This window comes from Simplicispira lacusdiani (assembly GCF_003604195.1).
Taxonomy (GTDB): Bacteria; Pseudomonadota; Gammaproteobacteria; order Burkholderiales; family Burkholderiaceae_C; genus Simplicispira; species Simplicispira lacusdiani.
Genome location: NZ_QXGR01000006.1, coordinates 152,628 through 168,267, shown reverse-complemented (window position 1 = coordinate 168,267; position 15,640 = coordinate 152,628). Strand labels below are relative to the sequence as shown.

The window sequence follows — 15,640 nt, the reverse complement described above, 5'->3', positions numbered from 1 at the left end:
CAAACGGACAGGAAACAGCGCCGCAGTGTATGCGCCCGGCGTGACGGGAACCCGCCCTGGAGCGCCCGCACGCCGTGGCTGGGCGGGCGGTGGCGCGCTCACCCAGGCGTGGATTCGATCCGGTTGCGGCCGTTCTTCTTGGCCGCGTAGAGTTGCCGGTCCACGGCCTCGATGAAGTCCGAGGGCTTCATGCCCTCGGACGGAACGACGGTGCCCGCCCCGATGCTGACGGTGATGCGCCCGTCGTGCGGCGATTGCGCATGCACGATGGCCTGCTTCTGGATCAGCCGCTGGCAGCGCTCGGCGACCTTGCGCGCCACATCGGCGTCGGCCTGCGGCAGCAGCACGACAAACTCCTCGCCGCCGTAGCGCGCGACCAGATCGCGCGGGCCGTCGAGCGCCAGGCTCAGCGTCTGCGCGATGTCGATCAGGCAGCGGTCGCCCCGCACATGGCCGTAGAGGTCGTTGTACTGCTTGAAGAAATCGATGTCGAACAGCAGGATGGACAGCGGCTGGCCGTTGCTGCGCGCGCTGTCCCATTCCACCTCCAGGCAGGCGTTGAAGCGGCGCCGGTTGGCGATGTTGGTCAGGCCGTCCTTGAACGACAGGGCCTCCAGCTCCTTTTGCAGCGCGAGCAGCTTCTCCTCGGTCTTCTTGCGCTCGCTGATGTCGAACATGAAGCCGACCAGCGCCTCGGGCTCGCCGCTGCCGTGGCGCACCACATGCACCACGTCGCGAATCCACACATAGCCGTTGTCCTTGGTCAGCGCGCGGTAGTCGGCTTCATGGTCCACGCCGGCCTGGGACTGCGCCACGCAGAAGTTCACCACGTAGTCGCGGTCTTCGGGGTGCATGCGCATGGCCCAGTCCTCGACGCTCATCCAGCTCTCCGGGCTCCAGCCGAGCAGTTCCTCGATCTGCGGACCGATATAGGTGAACCGCTTGGTGGCCCAGTCGATCTTCCAGGGAATGGCCTTGGTCGATTCGAGCAGGGTTCGGTACACCGCGTTGTGGCTGTCGAGTTCACCCATATAGGACATGCCCATCCCTCCTTGGCTGTTGTGTGGCTCGCCGGTTCACCCGATGGCGTCGGGCTTGCCGTGCGCTGTCGCGATCGCGTTCCAGTACCAGTAGAAAAAACCACCGTTCTTCTGCAACAGCGTGTGCGTGACGATGCTGTTCTGGCGGATGTCGCCCCAGCAGGCGCGGGCCGAGTTGCGGTTGTTGTGCAGGTCGATGCACTCCGCGCCGGGGATTGCCGGCTTGGGCGGGATATACAGCGCGCTGCCGCGCGGCACCCACAGGTCGGCCAGCCGGATCCTGCCCAGCGCGGGCCAGTAGCGGCCCACCGAGATCACCAGCGGCTGCGTGGGGTCGGTGGAGGCGAACACATGGGGAAAGTCGTGGTGCTCCAGGTCGGTGCACACCACGCTGAGCAAGGTGTTGCCCGTGCCCTGGTAGGGCGACCAATGCCCGGCGAACACGCCATACTCGTATTCGATCTGCTGCAGCGCGGCCACCGGGCTGCTGAGCCGCACCGCCTGCCCCGGCTCCACCAGGGTGATGCCAAAGGCCGCCGCCACGTCCCGCGTGGCCCACAGCGGCGCGAAATCGACCTGCCCGGCCGCGAAGCCCAGCTGGGTTTCAACGCCATACGGCGGCGTGGGCTTGACCCCCAGCACCTTGGCCACGGTGTATTCGTTGCCCATGGCCATGGCCGGGTTGGTGGCCGCCGGCTCGATGGGCGCGACGCCAGCGGGCGGCTGGCCCAGGTAGACCGGGGAGCCGCCATCGTTGAAGAAAAACGGCGTGCTGGCGGTGTCCACCGCCGTCTCGAAAATCTCTTTGATGAACAGCGGCGCGTCGAACTGGTTGTCGGGCATGGGTCTGTCACTCCTGCATGTTTCGGTACGTTCACAACGAAAATCCAGCCCCCGACAAGGCTGCGGCAGATGCTAGCAGGTGTTTCCATTTCGCGTGTGACAGCGCCGGGGCCGCCGCCCGGCCCCGCAACGGCGCGCCCGCCGCCCGTCAGGGCTGGGCGCAGGAGCCGTCCAGACCCACCGTGCCCGCGAGCTTCTGCAGGCGCGAGCGGTTGTCCAGGCAGGCCTGGTGCTCGGCCTCGGCCGCCTTCTGCCGCGCCAGGCGCATGGCCTGGGCGCGCTCGGCCTGCAGCCGGGCCACGCGCTCGCGTAGCTGCGGCATCACGGCCAGGGCGGCTTTTTCACCCTCGACGATGGCGCTGGCGCGCTGGGTGAAGTCCGCCGGGCCCATGTCCAGCACCTGCGGGCGGATGATGATGTCGGCCCGCGCCAGTTCGGCCTGCCCCAACTTCTGGCCCATGATGGCGATGGACTGGTTCAGCGCCCCCAGCATGTTGCCGGGCGTCTGGCCGCGCGCCTTGTTGGAAATGTCCACCGCCACCACCACGTCGGCGCCCAGTTGGCGCGCCGCGTCCACCGGCACCGGGCTCACGATGCCGCCATCCACATAGTGGTACTTGCCGATGGTGACCGGCTGGAACGCGCCCGGCACGCTGCTCGACGCCCGCACCGCCTGCCCCGTGTTGCCGCGCGCGAACACGGTGCGCTCGCCGTCCTCCAGCCGCGTGGCCACCGCCACGAAGGGCTTGGCCATCTGCTCCAGCGGCTTGCGGCGCACCTGCTCGTTCACGTAGTCCTCCAGCTTCTGGCCCAGCACCAGCCCGCCGGACGATAGCTGCAGGTCGCGGATCCTGGCCTCGTCCAGCGCCACGGCCTTTTCCTGCAGCTCGAACGCATTCATGCCGCTGGCATACAGCGCCCCCACCACGCTGCCCGCGCTGGTGCCCGCCACCACGGCGGGTGCGAAGCCATTGGCCTCCAGCATCTTGATGACGCCAATGTGCGCGAACCCCTTGGCCGCGCCGCCGCCCAAGGCGACGCCGATCTTGATGGAGGGAGCCGAGGTCGTGGTGCCCGTGGCGTCGGGGACGGCCGGGGCCGGGCTGGGCGGGGTGCCGCCGCAGGCGGCCAGGCTGGCAACGAGAAGGTACGCCAGGGCGCGCGGTAAGGCGCCAAGGCGCATGCCGGGGGATAGAACTGTCATGGGGGCTTGAAGTGTAGCGGCGGGTGGCGGCCGGTTGGTGTAGGCGGATGGCGCAAGGTTCCACGCCACAGCAGCGCCTTAAACCGCGCTCGGCCCCAGCCACACGCCGCTGCGCAGGCCCTCGGGGCGCTCGGGCGACCACACCTGCGCGCTGGCCTCCCAGGTTTCCTGCTGCACATGCAGCCCGGCAAACACGCCATAGCCTGGGCCCGCGCAAATGGTGCCGCCCGCGCACAGGCTCTCGCCCGCCTTGATGGCGCCCTGGGCATGGATGCACTCGCCCGCCTTGATGCCCCAGCCCGCCTCCAGGTGCGCCCCGCCGGTGATGGCGCCGCCCACCACGATGCCCTGCCCCGCCCGCAGGCCCGCTTCGCCGGTCAGGTGGCCGCCCACGCGCAGGCCCTTGCCACACTCCAACGGGCCGTGGGCGATGAGATCCTGCCCGACAAAGGCGCCGCCCTGGAGCTGCAGCTTGCCGTGGCACACCACATCCCAGGCGGCCCGCAGGTCGCCCGCGCAGACGATGTCGCCCTCCACCTGCACGCCCCAGTCGGCGCGCACATCGCCGCCCGCCTGCAGCAAGCCCTGGCTGACGATGCCACCCGCCGCGCGAATGTCTTCCCCCGCCACGATGGACTCCCCGGCCCGCACCCCGCCACCCGCCCGGATGGAGCGGCCCGCCTGGATCACGCTGGTCACGTCGATGCCGCCGCGCACCACCACCGTGCCAGCGAACACGATGGCATCTGCCTCCAGTGCATCCACCTCCAGCACCGCATTGGTCGGCCCAAACTGCGACAGCAGCCAGCAGGCGTCGCCCACCCGCCCGGCGTTGACCAGTGTGTCCAGCGCCTCCTGGTAGCCGCTGCCGTCCTGCACGTTGCGGCTGAACCAGCGGAAGCCGTCAGCGCAAGGGTTCTTGGCCCGCAAGAATTTTTTGGTGAACTCCATCGTGCTCACCCCCGGCGCGTGCGCATGGAAGGGGGGTGAACGGGGTGCGACCAGATGGGCGTGGGCCCACACGCAAGAACGGTGTGCATGAAACATCTCCTGGGGGAGCGGCCCGGGCCGATGAACCGATCAAGGCTTCAACGACGGAGCGGGGCCGCCATCGCGCTGAGCGGGTGCCCGGCGATGGATGTGGTGCGCAAAAGAGGGGAAAGGGTTATCGCCGGGCGGAGGAATGTGCGACCGGCTTGTAAGGCCAGATCTCGCGCACCACGGCCGCGCCCCCGCCCACGCACAGGCAGCCGCGCACGGGGCCTGGAGGAATGGACGCTGGGGGCTGGAAACGCATGGGTGCGGATGGTAGCAGCGCGCGGGTATCGCACCGGGCCGGGTGGGTTTGCAGCGGCGCTGCGCGGCGCTGGGCGCACCTGGCACGCATTTTTAAAACCCAAAAGAATATTAAATTACAGTCAAATACAAATTGAGTTATACTTCTTCGCATTGCAGTCACGGTTCTTCCTGCGTGCCGTCACCGCAACGCCTGTCAGGGGCACCAGCCCCTTCCCGCAGGCCGCCTTTTGCGACCTTTGTCGCCCAGTGGGTCTGTAGAGCTGCAGCCCACCGCGTCCCTTGATGCTCACGCCGGCCGTTTCGAGCCTGCGACCCTGAATGTTCCCCATTTCACAGACCGCCATCTCCATGGGCAAGTACGTCGTTTCGCCCACGACACACCCGACCGACTGCGGCCGCTTTCGAGCCTCCTTCTCGCTCCGTCGCTCCCAGGGCAACGGCAGCTACTGCCGCGTGTTCCGCTTCGACAAAGCCTTTGCCTCGCGCGAAGCCGCCCGGCTCTTTGCCGTGACCCAGGGCTGGCTGCAAACGAGCATGCAGCACCCGCCCGTGTGCTGACCTGGTCAGCCCGGACCCCATCCAACCCAACCCCCTGCTGCGGACTCCCAACCCGCACATCCCAACCTTAACGGTGCGCCCTTCATTGCGCGCCATCTTTCAGAAAGGCTCTTTCATGAGCAGCAAAATTTACGTGGGCAACCTGCCCTACTCCGTGACCAACGCCAGCCTGGAAAGCAACTTCGCCGAGTTTGGTGGCGTTGCCTCCGCCAAAATCATGATGGACCGCGACACCGGCCGCTCCAAAGGCTTCGGCTTCGTGGAAATGACCAGCGCCGCAGAAGCCCAGGCCGCCATCAGCGCCCTGCACGGCATGTCGGTCGATGGCCGCTCCATCGTCGTGAACCTGGCCCGCCCCCGCGAAGACAACCGTGGTTCGGGCGGCTACAGCGCCAACGGTTACGGCGGCAACAAACGCTCCGACGTGGGCTACGGCTCTGGCGGCTTCGGCGGCGGCCGTTACTGATCCCAGTAACCCCCCATGAAGAACCGGCTCTGATGAGCCGGTTTTTTTTCGCCCCGCATCCTGGGGTAGCAAAGCCTTCTTGCTATTAATACGATAGCTGCTCGCGCTTATTGGTAAAGCGCTAGAGGCCAAAAACAGTCTCAAAATCGACCAACGAGGGTGCCACCAACGCCCGCAGCCCGCATCCCGCATCGTCCGCGCAAAACACCATGCAATTATTAAGCATTAGTGCTATATTATTTCTGAAGAAACACAGGAGCCTCTCATGCAACCCCATATGGCCCCCGCCCCGGACAAAGCCATGGTGCTGGGCAAGGCAACCATCCGTGCCGCCCAGGAGCTGCACCTCTCCAACGCCGCCCTGGCGCGCGTGATCGGCCTGAGCGAGCCCAGCATCAGCCGCATCGCGGGCGGCGCACGCGGCATCGCGCCAGAATCGAAGGAAGGTCAACTGGCCCTGCTGGTGGTGCGCCTGTTCCGCTCGCTGGACCCGCTGGTCGGCTCCGACGCACAAAAGCGCCACGACTGGCTGCGCAGCCACAACAAGGCGCTCAACGGCACCCCCGCCGCTCTCATCGAAAACCCCACCGGCCTGGTCAACGCCCTGGCCTACCTGGACGGCATGCGGGCTGCCGCCTGATGGCCGCCACGGCATGGAACCCCGGCTGGGTGCCAGAGCACACCCAGCCCCTGGCCATGCACGCGTTTCGCATGGTCGAAACACAGCACATCGCCGCCACCATGCGCCTGGTGGACTCCGCCGCCGAGCAAGACCTGCTGGAGCAAATGCTGGACGCCAGCAAGCCACCCCAGCCGCCGGAGGCCCAAGGCATCCACTACCTTCTGGCCGCGCCCTTCCGCTACCTGCCCCCCACGGGCTCGCGCTTTCGCGGCCCGCACATGCCCGGCATCTGGTACGGCGCGGACGACCCCTACTGCGCCTGCGCCGAAATCGCCTACTGGCGCCAGCGCTTTCTGCTCGACAGCGCGGGCCTCATCACCCAGCACCTGCTCACCGACCACTCCCTGTACGAAGCCGCCGTGCAAGGCCGCGCCATCGACCTGCAATCGCCCCCCTGGTCCCAGGCCGAAGCGCACTGGAAACACCCCAGCGACTACACCGAAACCCAGAAGCTAGGCGCCCTGGCGCGCGAGGCGGGCGACGTGGCGTGGATTCGGTATGCCTCGGTCCGCGCCCCAGGGCATGCGTGCGCCGCCGTGTTCGCCCCCCACAGCCTGACCATGCTGACCCCCGAGGGCCGGTACGAGCAATGGCACTGCCACACCACGCGCGACCGGGTCACGCTGTCGAATGGGCGGATGCGGTTTGATTTTTGATTCGCCGACCCGCATGGAGCCGGGTTCATTTCCTGCCCGAACCCCAAGGGAACGAGCGTGGCGAGCCATGCGACAGCCTCGCAGGCCATTGCCCCAGACCCCTTTATTGAAACACGCACACGCCCAGTGACTGGCTTTTGGCCCGGTACATGGCGGAGTCTGCAGCGCGCAGGTAGTCGTCCACCGTCGCCAGCCGGGATGCACTGCTGGCCAAACCGATGCTCGCGCCACTGGTCACGGTCTGCGTGCCGATCACGTAAGGCGCGGCGAGGGCGGCGGCAATCTGTTGGGCGCGTTCGCGGGCTTCAGCAGGGTCGATGGACTCCAACAGCACATTGAACTCGTCGCCACTCATGCGGGCGACCAGATCCACCGCCCGCACGCAGGATTCGAGCCGCCGCGCCACCTGCTGCAATAGCTGGTCGCCCACATGGTGCCCGTAGCTGTCATTGACGGCCTTGAAGCCGTTGAGGTCCAGCAGCAGCACGGCGAACATCGTGGCTTCATCGCGCGCAGGCACGCCCTCACCGTTCGCCGCCTCGTTCTGCTGTAGCGCGATGAGTTGCGCAAGGCGATCGCGGAACAACGGCCGGCCGGGCAAGTTGGTCAGCGCATCGTAGGAACTGCCCCGTTCGGCCAGATCGCTGAGCGACCCCGCCATGCGCACCGGAATGCCGTCTTCAAACTCGGCGAGCCCGCGCCAATTGACCCACACCAGCCGCCCCGCCCCATGGAACGCGCGGAAATCCACCGAAAAGTTCGGGCTGCTTCCCGCCAGGTGCCTGCGGTAGGCCGCCTGCACGCGAGCGCGATCCTCGGGATCGATGAGCTTCTCCAGAAAGCGCCAGCCTCCGGCATGCACAAGATCGGCGCTCCCCAGCCCGACGATCTGGTGAAACCGCCCCGACACATGCAGGGCGTCCGTGCGCAAGTCCCAGTACCAAATACCGTCATTGGACCCGCGCGTGGCCAGCGAATAGCGGTTTTCGGAGCGCAACAACTCCAGTTCGGTGTTCTTCTGCTGGGTCACGTCGATCATCAGGCCGATCATGCGGTTCGGTCGCCCCGGCTCGACCACCGCGCGGCACAGGTCACGCACCCACACGACCTTGCCAGACTTGGCAATCAGCCGGTAACTCATCTCGTAGGCATGGCTGTGCGTGGCGTTGTAGGCGCCGTCGTCGATCACCAGGGCCTGCGCCAGATCATCGGGGTGCACATGCGCCCGCCAGAAGTTCGGGTCAGCCCGCCACTCCTCCACGGAGTAACCGAACAAGCGCTCGACCTGCGGGCTCAGGAAGGTATTGCCCACGCCGATTTCGGCCTCCCACACCACGCCATCGATGGTTTCCAGCAAGCGCAGAAAGCGCTGGCGAACCTCCACCAGCACCTGCTCGGTGACCTCGGTGATCTCAATCAGCACACCCTGGCGGCTAATCACCCGCTCCGCCGAATCCGTCTCTGGGTGGAACTGCAGCCGCACCCAGCGGTAGTCCGCATCGGCAAACTGCATCCGGAACACCGGCATGCCCGAGCGCATGGTGCCGATGTCGTCGGGATGCACGAACTCCAGCAGAGACCTGCCGAGCGCCGCCTCCACCGAATGGCCGGTGAGCTTGTGCCACGCCGGATTCAGATAAGTGATCTGCCACAGCGCATCGGTTTGCACCACCGCCTCAGGGAGCAGTTGCAACAGGTTTGCGGACGGCGTCGGAGTGGTGGGCATGCAGGGCTGTCGCAAAGGGGGCAAATACATCCAACGGATAGAAAAATCAACCACGTTGGATCAAGTATGGCACGGGTTTCTGGTGCCTAAGCCTGCTTGGTTTCGGTGGTTTGGGGCAGCGAAAGAGTGCAAGCCAGCAACGCATCCCCCGCCGCGGGCTCGCTCACATCACGACGACGTCACCCGTCTGAACACCACCCTCACCCCTACCGTCCCATTGCGCCCCATCAAAGGCGGGGCCATCTTGATGAAGAAGGCGTGCGATTGATCGCAGTCGGGTATCGGCCAGAAGGCGACATTGCCGAGCGGCGGCTTTCAGGTACACGACCCAACGCGGTGTCGTCGGAGATGCGATCGTGCTTCTATCGCGGTTGCGGGCAACCTACCGCTGTTAGATGATAAGCTGTTTCAGTTTGAGCCGAGATAGTCGCTATTGGAGATTGGACGCAATATGAATGACTTGAAAATTACCATCGGAAATGTCAAAAACATCAAGCAAGCAACCATTGAATTTCCACTAGAGAAGAGCCTAAACCTAATTGTCGGAAGCAATGGGAGCGGGAAAAGCACCATTCTCTTGGCCTTGTCGCAGGCAATTCGAAGCTCGCTAAAGTCGCTAAGCGATGATGACTTTGATGACTCATCCAGCGTGGAGATAAATATCGACGGCAATGCGAACGTCTGGAAGGGCTCAGATAAGTGGCGCCACAACTCTCGAAATTCACCGCTTAACGGCATGTATGAGGGGAGCTTGTTTTATGGGACACGGTTCAATGATTCCCGAACGGTAGACGAGCATTTGCGGGCTGGGCGTATTCAATCCGATGAAATAGTCGATGCCGACGATTACGTCAAAGAAAAACTGAGCTTCATTCTTTCCGGTGGAGTAGGAAAGTACTCTGGCCTAAAAAGAGTAAGAAATCGGACCATCTCTGAAAAATTGGGGCTTGCGAGTACGCCTTACTTCAATTCCGTGAATGGTAAGCTAATTAGTCAGTACCGGATGAGTTCAGGCGAATGTTTGCTTGTCTCGCTACTCCACTTCGTCTACAACGCAATTGTTCGTAGGTCTTTGCCGCAGGATCAACCTATATTGGTTCTCATAGATGAGATTGAACTGGCTTTGCACCCCATCGCTGTCAGTCGCTTTATTGACCTGATGAGTGACCTTGTTAAGGCGTCAGAGAACTTGATGGTAATACTTACATCTCACTCGCCCGAGGTTATAAGGAAGATTGCCCCAAAGAATATATACAAAATTGAGAACAATGGCGGCACAGTTGAAGTGGTTAACCCCGGATTTCCAAGCTACATCATTCGCGATGTATATCGCCATGACGGGTTCGACTTTCTTTTGTTGGTTGAGGACATTCTCGCCAAGGTGCTCGTTGAAAATGTCCTTGAGACCCGCGGATTAAACACTAGCAAGTTAATTCATGTCGTCCCTGTGGGCGGGTGGAGCAACGTACTTTCTCTTCAGAACGATCTATTGCGGGGGAATGTTCTTGGCTTGGGTCGCGAAGTGATAAGCATCTTGGATGGTGATGTGGTGGCGGAAGCCAACAAAGCGCGACCAGACCTAAAAAAGCTATTTCTGCCGGTCAAAAGCATTGAGAAATTTCTCTACGAGATCGTAATTGACGGAAAGCAGCCCGCCCTTAAAAAGACTATAAATGATAAATATTTTCAACTGGACTCGTTGGACACGTTGGCGGCGGAACATCACGCCAAATATGCGGGCACGAAATTAGATCAGCCGGACAAGAAGTTCTATTTTCGGCTTCGAAAAAATCTCGAATCACGCGGAATTGATGAACTGATGTTTGTACAGAAGCTTTCGTCGGATATCATGCGCGCCGTTTCTTTTGAGCAGTTTTCGATTAATCTGGAGAAGCTTTTGAACAAGTAGCCTTCGTCCAAGACGACTGTTTGATCATCCTCTTTGTACTCGACCGTATAGGTTCCGAAAGTTTGCAGTTCGCGGAAAAATAAGAAGCGCTGGATGTCACCGATGGGTCGATAGCGATCCAATCGGATTGCCGAACCATCCACAAATAATCATCAACGGCTGCACAAGCCAGCGGCCCCCCCCTCCCCCCGCCGCTGGCTCGCTCACATCACGGCATCAATTTCCTCAGAATGCCACCCTCACCCCCACCGTCACATTGCGCCCCATCAAAGGCGCGGCGTTCTTGATGAACGAGGTGTGGGCGTAGGCCAGCCGGTCCGTCAGGTTATTGCCCTTCAGGTACACCTGCCACGGCGTGCCGTTGGTTTGGCCGCTGTAGCTCACGCCCAGGTTCAGCATGCCGTAGCCGGGCGTGGGCTGCTCGAAGGCGGCCAAGCGGGTCTGGCGGGCGACCTGCACCCACTCCACCTGGGCTTGCCAGGCGTTCCAGGTGGCGTCCAGGCGCAGGCCGGCGCGGGCCGGGGGGATGCGGGGGAGCAGGCTGCCGTCCGCCAGGCGGGCGCGCACGGCGTCGCCGAACAGGGTGATGCCTGCGTGGCGGTTCAGGCGCTGGCGCACCTGGGCTTCGATGCCGGTGAAGGTGGCGTTTTGCTGGGCGTATTGCAGCAGTTGCAGGCCGTCCAGTTCGTCGAGCGTGGTGCCGTGGATGTAGCCGTGGATGCGGTTGCGGAACACGCTCACGCCGAAGGTGGTGTCGCCGCTGGTCTTGCGCAGGCTCAGGTCGATGTTGTTGGACGTTTCGGCGCGCAGGTTGGCGTCGCCGCGCTCGTAGGTGGCGGTGGCCATGTGCAGGCCGCGCGCGTACAGCTCTTCGGGCGTGGGGGCGCGGCTGGCGCGGGTGAGACTGGCGCCCAACTGGTAGCCGGGGCGGAACTTCCACACTGCGCCCAGCGATGCCGAGGTGCCGTTGTGGCTGCGCTCCAGGCCGCTGGTTTCTGCCTCGGCCGTCTGGCGGTCGTGGCGCAGGGCGGCCTCGAAGCGCCAGTCGCCCCAGCGGTATTCCTCCAGCGCGAACAGGCCGGCGCGGCGCGTGGTGGTGGGCTGGATGTAGGCCTCGTCGCCTTCGGCGGCAAAGCGGCGTTGCGATGCCTGCACGCCCAGCATGCCGCGCCAGCCGGCCAGGGGTTCGTGCTGCAGCTCCACGCGGGCGCTGTGGGCCTTGTTCCTGAAGGTGGTGACGGGGGTGCCGTCCTCCACCTCGTCATGCTGGTAGTCGGTGGCGGCGGCGCGCAAGCGCAGGGCGGTGAAGCCTGCAAAGGGGTTGCGCAGTTCGCCCCGGATGTCCAGGCGCTCGCTGCGCAAGTCCACCACGGGCACATCGCCGTGTTCGTCTTCATGGCCGTGGTCGTGGCCGTCGTCCTCGCCGTGGCTGCCGCAGTGCAGGTGGTTGCCGTGGGTGTGGCAGCCTTCAAAGCCGTGGTTGTGGCCCGGCAGGCCGTATTTGGCAGTTTGGCGCGTGTACGCGGCGCCCAGGTAGCCGCTACTGCCCACCCACGAGATGCCCATGCTGCCGGTGTCGGTGCGGTTGAAGCTGCCGGGCACCTTGCGGTCCACATGGTCGTCGTGCACCCAGCCGGGGCCCACGCGGTAGTCGGCGGCGTCGCGCGCCACGCCTTCCACGTGCACGGCCAGGTTGCCCGTGCCGCCGGTGAGCGAGAACACGCCGGCCTTTTCGCGGGCGGCGCTGTTGGCGCGCAGTTCCAGGCTGCCTTCGTAGCCCTTGGCGGGCACGGCGGTGGGCACCTTGCCGTCGAGCACGTTGACCACGCCGCCCACGGCGCCGTCGCCGTGCACCAGGGCCGAGGGGCCGCGCAGCACCTCGATCTGGGTGGCGAGCAGGGGCTCGGCCACCACGGCGTGGTCGGGGCTGAGGGTGGAGGCGTCGTGCAGCTCGGCGCCGTCGGAGAGCACCTTGACGCGCGGGCCGTCCATGCCCCGGATGATGGGGCGGCTGGCACCTGCGCCGAAGTGGCTGGCGGCAATGCCGGGCTCGCCCGCCAGGGTTTCGCCGAGCGTGGCCTCGCGGCGCTGCACGAGTTCGTCGCCTTCGAGCACGCTGGCGGGCGTGGTCATGTCGCCAGCGCCCAGTTGCAGGCCGCTGGCCGACACGGTGACGGGCGGCAGGCTGGGGGCCGGGGTTGCATCCTGGGCCTGGGCGATGCTGGAGGCGGCCAGCACGGCGGCCAGGGCCACGGGGCGCAGGGTGGGTAGGAACGGGGTTGCGGTGTGTTGTTGCATGGAAATGGATGTGCGGGTGCGGCACGGCCGGCGCCGCGCCGGCCCGCCAGATGCGGACGCGCGAACGCCATGGCCACGCCACGGTTTCAAGCGAAATTTGCCTCTAGCGCTGATGTATCAAGCGCTAGTAGCTATGAATTCAGGAGTAATCGAATGGGCGCGGCGGGCGCAAGCCCGTCAGCCCAGCACCCGTGGGGGCGGGCCCCGGGCGTGGAACAGCGCCACATGGCGTGGCGCCGTGCCCGTGGCGCGCCAGAGTGCCGGCACCACGGCGGGGGCCGTGGGCGGCAGCGCCTGGGGTGCACCCAGGGCGGCGTCGGCCAGCGCGAGCTGGTCGAGCAAGAGGCAGTCCACCGGGGTGTGGTCTGCCAGGAGGGGAAGGAGGAACTGGCTGGCGCCACCCGCTGGCGCCACCGCATGCTCGGCATGCGCGTGCGCGCCCTGCCCGCCGTGCACCGCCTGGTGCATGCGGCCCAGCGTGGGCGCCCAGGCCAGGGCCAGCAGCAGCCACAGCAGGGCCGCACCCTGGCGCAGGCGCAGGATGGGGTGCAGGGCGCGGCGCGGTGGCTGCATGGGGGGGGAGTCAGTGGGCGATGCGCCTGGAAAGCGTCAGTGCGCGTGCTTCATGCCGCAGTATTTGCCGATGGCGAGGTTCTTGCAGGCGGCCTGCAGTTCCTTCATGCAGGTGTCCTGGCCCTTGCCCGACTCCAGGCACTTGGCGGCGGCCTCGTGCGCGGCGGCCATGGCGCGGTGGCGCTCGATGTCGGCCTTGGTTTCCTTGTCGGTGTGGTTCTGGGCCTGGGCCAGCGTGGCGGCCAGCAGCAGGGGCGCCAGGGCGAGTGCGGTGCGGAATTTCTTCATGGTGTTGACAGCTTTCGGGCGCAAGTATGCCGTCTCCGGCCTGCCCTGCGGGTGTTTCAGGGCTTGAGGTAGTACGAGAAGGTCTTGCGAAACTTCTCCACCTTGGGGCCCACCACGTAGGCGCAATAGCCCTGCTCGGGGTTGTGGGCGTAGTAGTCCTGGTGGTAGTCCTCGGCGGGCCAGTAGTTAGCCAGTGGGCGCACCTCGGTGGTGATGGGGGCGCCGAACAGCTTGTCTTGCGACATCTCGCGGATCAAGTCCTCGGCCGCCTGCTGGTGTTCGGGCCGCTCGTAGTAGATGCCGCTGCGGTACTGCGTGCCCACGTCGTTGCCCTGGCGGTTGAGCGTGGTGGGGTCGTGCGTGGCGAAGAAGATCTCCAAGATCTCGCGCACGCCGATCACAGCCGGGTTGAAGGTGAGCCGCACCACCTCGGCGTGGCCGGTGGTGCCGGTGCAGACCTGCTCGTAGCGCGGGTGCGCCACATGGCCGTTGCTGTAACCGCTTTCCACGTCGGTCACGCCGCGCACGCAAACGAACACGGCCTCGGTGCACCAGAAGCAGCCGCCGCCGAGGGTGATGGTTTCCAGTGCTGGGCTGTTCATGAGGCTCTCCTTGGCGGCTGCCGGGTTCAGGCGGCGGGGGTCCAGTCGCTCACCTGCACCAGGCGCGGATCGTCGGCGTGGTCGATGAGGATGCGGCGCACCCGATCCTGCCAGAGCTGGCCGAAGCGCGCCAGCGCTGCTTCGTCCGCCCGGCCGGAGACGGCCTGGGGCATGAGTGTCTTGATGTCCTCGGCCCAGGGCACGAGGGCGCTGTTCCAGTCCACCTGCACGGCCTGCCCGGTGTCCTGGCGGCGCAGTGCGAAGAGGCCGTCCATGGCCACGCCGAACACCATGAGGTTCTTGCGCGCGAAGCGGTGTGCCGGGCCGATGCCCTGGAAGCCGGTTTCCGGCGCGGCGCCGGTCAGCAGTTGCAGCACCGAGGCGATCACGCCGGTCACGCCGCTGTCGCGCGCGTCGCGCACGAGGACGTCGATGCCGCCGCGCTCGGGCGGCTCGCCGCCATAGAGGGCGCGCAGGCCGTGGAGGGCCATCAGGTAGGCGCCCGCCACGGTGGGGCAGGAATGCCCGGCGAGGCGCACCGCGTCGGCGAAGGTGTAGTCCATTTCGCCTTCGGTGGCGGCGCCGAGGAAGTGCGCCAGGGGGTCGCGCACGGTCAGGCGGGGGGCTGCGTCGAAGAAGGCCGGGAAGCCCCGGCTCTGGGTGTCTTGTGTCACGGCGGTGATGCTCCTGGAATGCGCCGCTGCGCTGTTTCAAATAGGGTTGACGAAATCGTACCCCCAGGCCGCTGCTCGCCGGTTCCATGCATTGACCGCCAGTAAGGGCTTTGCTATATTACTAACCAGTCAGTCAGTAAATTTCACCCGTGCCCACTTCCCCCACCGCCACCACGCCCAAGCGCGAGCGCCGCAAGGAAGCCCGCCCCGGCGAGCTGCTTGAAGCGGCACTCGACCTGTTCGTGGAAAAAGGCTTCGCCGCCACCAAGGTGGACGAGGTGGCCGCGCGCGCTGGCGTGTCCAAGGGCACGCTGTTCCTTTACTTCCCCAGCAAGGAAGAACTGTTCAAGGCCGTGGTGCGCGAGAGCATCGTGGGGCGCTTTGGCGAGTGGAGCAAGGAGCTGGAGCAGTTCCAGGGCAGCACGGCCGAGATGCTGCGCTACGCCTATGTCACCTGGTGGGAAAGCATCGGCTCCACGCGGGCCTCGGGCATCACCAAGCTGATGCTCAGCGAGGCCGGCAACTTCCCCGAGCTGGCCGAGTTCTACCAGCGCGAGGTGATCGAGCCGGGCCAGATGCTGATCCGCCGCGTGCTGATGCGCGGCATCGAACGCGGTGAATTCCGCGTGCTGGACATGGACTACGCCGTGTTCGCCGTGCTCTCGCCCATGATCTTCCTGATGCTCTGGAAGCATTCCATCGGCGCCTGCGTGCCCAACGGCATGGCCTTCAACCCCGAGGCCTACCTCGCCAGCCAGGTGGACAGCCTGCTGTTCGGCCTGCTCCGGCGCCCGGACCTCCCTCCCCCCTCCCCCTCCTGAA

Annotated in this window: 16 protein-coding genes; 6 read left to right on the top strand and 10 right to left on the bottom strand. The window is 65.3% G+C overall.

Annotated features, from left to right (window positions below; all coding sequences use genetic code 11):
• Positions 1-98: 98 nt before the first annotated feature.
• From D8S75_RS10290 to D8S75_RS10275, 4 genes are all read right to left on the bottom strand, one after another.
• The gene (locus D8S75_RS10290) at positions 99-1,040 is read right to left on the bottom strand and encodes a sensor domain-containing diguanylate cyclase (RefSeq protein WP_119966407.1); all 942 of its coding nucleotides are present in this window, start codon (positions 1,038-1,040) and stop codon (positions 99-101) included.
• Positions 1,041-1,076: 36 nt separating this feature from the next.
• Positions 1,077-1,883, bottom strand: a complete 807-nt coding sequence (locus tag D8S75_RS10285; protein WP_119966244.1) for a hypothetical protein — start codon at positions 1,881-1,883, stop codon at positions 1,077-1,079.
• A gap of 148 nt (positions 1,884-2,031) precedes the next feature.
• Positions 2,032-3,066: a patatin-like phospholipase family protein gene (locus D8S75_RS10280; protein ID WP_119966243.1), complete on the bottom strand. Its 1,035-nt coding sequence runs from the start codon at positions 3,064-3,066 to the stop codon at positions 2,032-2,034.
• Positions 3,067-3,165: 99 nt separating this feature from the next.
• Positions 3,166-4,038, bottom strand: coding sequence for a hypothetical protein (locus D8S75_RS10275; protein WP_119966242.1), 873 nt, complete (start codon positions 4,036-4,038; stop codon positions 3,166-3,168).
• Between the two features lie 666 nt (positions 4,039-4,704).
• On the opposite strand from D8S75_RS10275, the gene D8S75_RS10270 reads away from it, so the two are divergent.
• The 4 genes from D8S75_RS10270 to D8S75_RS10255 all read left to right on the top strand — a co-directional run bounded on the left by D8S75_RS10270 (position 4,705) and on the right by D8S75_RS10255 (position 6,748).
• Positions 4,705-4,944 carry a hypothetical protein gene (locus tag D8S75_RS10270; RefSeq protein ID WP_370807570.1) on the top strand — a complete coding sequence of 80 codons (240 nt, stop codon included), beginning with the start codon at positions 4,705-4,707 and terminating at the stop codon, positions 4,942-4,944.
• Positions 4,945-5,059: 115 nt separating this feature from the next.
• Positions 5,060-5,410 (top strand): RNA-binding regulator, encoded by a 351-nt coding sequence (rbp, locus tag D8S75_RS10265; protein WP_119966241.1) that lies wholly within the window; start codon positions 5,060-5,062, stop codon positions 5,408-5,410.
• 265 nt (positions 5,411-5,675) lie between these two features.
• Positions 5,676-6,050: an antitoxin Xre/MbcA/ParS toxin-binding domain-containing protein gene (locus tag D8S75_RS10260; protein ID WP_119966240.1), complete on the top strand. Its 375-nt coding sequence runs from the start codon at positions 5,676-5,678 to the stop codon at positions 6,048-6,050.
• Positions 6,050-6,748 (top strand): RES family NAD+ phosphorylase, encoded by a 699-nt coding sequence (locus D8S75_RS10255; protein WP_232829009.1) that lies wholly within the window; start codon positions 6,050-6,052, stop codon positions 6,746-6,748. Before D8S75_RS10260 ends, D8S75_RS10255 begins: the two co-directional genes overlap by 1 nt.
• 103 nt (positions 6,749-6,851) lie before the next feature.
• Here the strand turns inward: D8S75_RS10255 and D8S75_RS10250 are convergent, their stop codons facing one another.
• On the bottom strand, positions 6,852-8,474 hold the full coding sequence (locus D8S75_RS10250) for a PAS domain-containing protein (RefSeq protein ID WP_119966239.1): 1,623 nt from the start codon (positions 8,472-8,474) through the stop codon (positions 6,852-6,854).
• Positions 8,475-8,925: 451 nt separating this feature from the next.
• Between D8S75_RS10250 and D8S75_RS10245 the strand changes: the two genes are divergently transcribed.
• Positions 8,926-10,383 carry an ATP-dependent nuclease gene (locus D8S75_RS10245; RefSeq protein WP_119966238.1) on the top strand — a complete coding sequence of 486 codons (1,458 nt, stop codon included), beginning with the start codon at positions 8,926-8,928 and terminating at the stop codon, positions 10,381-10,383.
• 225 nt (positions 10,384-10,608) lie between these two features.
• On the opposite strand, the gene D8S75_RS10240 is transcribed toward D8S75_RS10245, so the two are convergent.
• The 5 genes from D8S75_RS10240 to D8S75_RS10220 all read right to left on the bottom strand — a co-directional run bounded on the left by D8S75_RS10240 (position 10,609) and on the right by D8S75_RS10220 (position 14,818).
• On the bottom strand, positions 10,609-12,681 hold the full coding sequence (locus tag D8S75_RS10240; RefSeq protein WP_119966237.1) for a TonB-dependent receptor domain-containing protein: 2,073 nt from the start codon (positions 12,679-12,681) through the stop codon (positions 10,609-10,611).
• A gap of 177 nt (positions 12,682-12,858) precedes the next feature.
• Positions 12,859-13,254 carry a hypothetical protein gene (locus D8S75_RS10235; RefSeq protein ID WP_119966236.1) on the bottom strand — a complete coding sequence of 132 codons (396 nt, stop codon included), beginning with the start codon at positions 13,252-13,254 and terminating at the stop codon, positions 12,859-12,861.
• A 36-nt stretch (positions 13,255-13,290) separates the two neighbouring features.
• Entirely contained in the window at positions 13,291-13,542 is a 252-nt protein-coding gene (locus D8S75_RS10230; RefSeq protein WP_119966235.1) for a hypothetical protein, read from the bottom strand.
• 56 nt (positions 13,543-13,598) lie between these two features.
• Positions 13,599-14,144 (bottom strand): peptide-methionine (S)-S-oxide reductase MsrA, encoded by a 546-nt coding sequence (gene msrA / locus D8S75_RS10225; protein ID WP_119966234.1) that lies wholly within the window; start codon positions 14,142-14,144, stop codon positions 13,599-13,601.
• Between the two features lie 26 nt (positions 14,145-14,170).
• Positions 14,171-14,818, bottom strand: a complete 648-nt coding sequence (locus D8S75_RS10220; protein WP_232829008.1) for an FmdE family protein — start codon at positions 14,816-14,818, stop codon at positions 14,171-14,173.
• Between the two features lie 140 nt (positions 14,819-14,958).
• Here D8S75_RS10220 and D8S75_RS10215 point away from each other — a divergent pair, with 140 nt between their 5' ends.
• On the top strand, positions 14,959-15,639 hold the full coding sequence (locus D8S75_RS10215; protein ID WP_119966233.1) for a TetR/AcrR family transcriptional regulator: 681 nt from the start codon (positions 14,959-14,961) through the stop codon (positions 15,637-15,639).
• Position 15,640: the final 1 nt, after the last annotated feature.

Bases quoted from the DNA above. Each gene is read 5' to 3' on its own strand.
- D8S75_RS10290 (WP_119966407.1), bottom strand. From the start codon at position 1,040: ATGTCCTATATGGGTGAACTCGACAGCCACAACGCGGTGTACCGAACC.
- D8S75_RS10285 (WP_119966244.1), bottom strand. From the start codon at position 1,883: ATGCCCGACAACCAGTTCGACGCGCCGCTGTTCATCAAAGAGATTTTC.
- D8S75_RS10280 (WP_119966243.1), bottom strand. From the start codon at position 3,066: ATGCGCCTTGGCGCCTTACCGCGCGCCCTGGCGTACCTTCTCGTTGCC.
- D8S75_RS10275 (WP_119966242.1), bottom strand. From the start codon at position 4,038: ATGGAGTTCACCAAAAAATTCTTGCGGGCCAAGAACCCTTGCGCTGAC.
- D8S75_RS10270 (WP_370807570.1), top strand. From the start codon at position 4,705: ATGTTCCCCATTTCACAGACCGCCATCTCCATGGGCAAGTACGTCGTT.
- rbp (WP_119966241.1), top strand. From the start codon at position 5,060: ATGAGCAGCAAAATTTACGTGGGCAACCTGCCCTACTCCGTGACCAAC.
- D8S75_RS10260 (WP_119966240.1), top strand. From the start codon at position 5,676: ATGCAACCCCATATGGCCCCCGCCCCGGACAAAGCCATGGTGCTGGGC.
- D8S75_RS10255 (WP_232829009.1), top strand. From the start codon at position 6,050: ATGGCCGCCACGGCATGGAACCCCGGCTGGGTGCCAGAGCACACCCAG.
- D8S75_RS10250 (WP_119966239.1), bottom strand. From the start codon at position 8,474: ATGCCCACCACTCCGACGCCGTCCGCAAACCTGTTGCAACTGCTCCCT.
- D8S75_RS10245 (WP_119966238.1), top strand. From the start codon at position 8,926: ATGAATGACTTGAAAATTACCATCGGAAATGTCAAAAACATCAAGCAA.
- D8S75_RS10240 (WP_119966237.1), bottom strand. From the start codon at position 12,681: ATGCAACAACACACCGCAACCCCGTTCCTACCCACCCTGCGCCCCGTG.
- D8S75_RS10235 (WP_119966236.1), bottom strand. From the start codon at position 13,254: ATGCAGCCACCGCGCCGCGCCCTGCACCCCATCCTGCGCCTGCGCCAG.
- D8S75_RS10230 (WP_119966235.1), bottom strand. From the start codon at position 13,542: ATGAAGAAATTCCGCACCGCACTCGCCCTGGCGCCCCTGCTGCTGGCC.
- msrA (WP_119966234.1), bottom strand. From the start codon at position 14,144: ATGAACAGCCCAGCACTGGAAACCATCACCCTCGGCGGCGGCTGCTTC.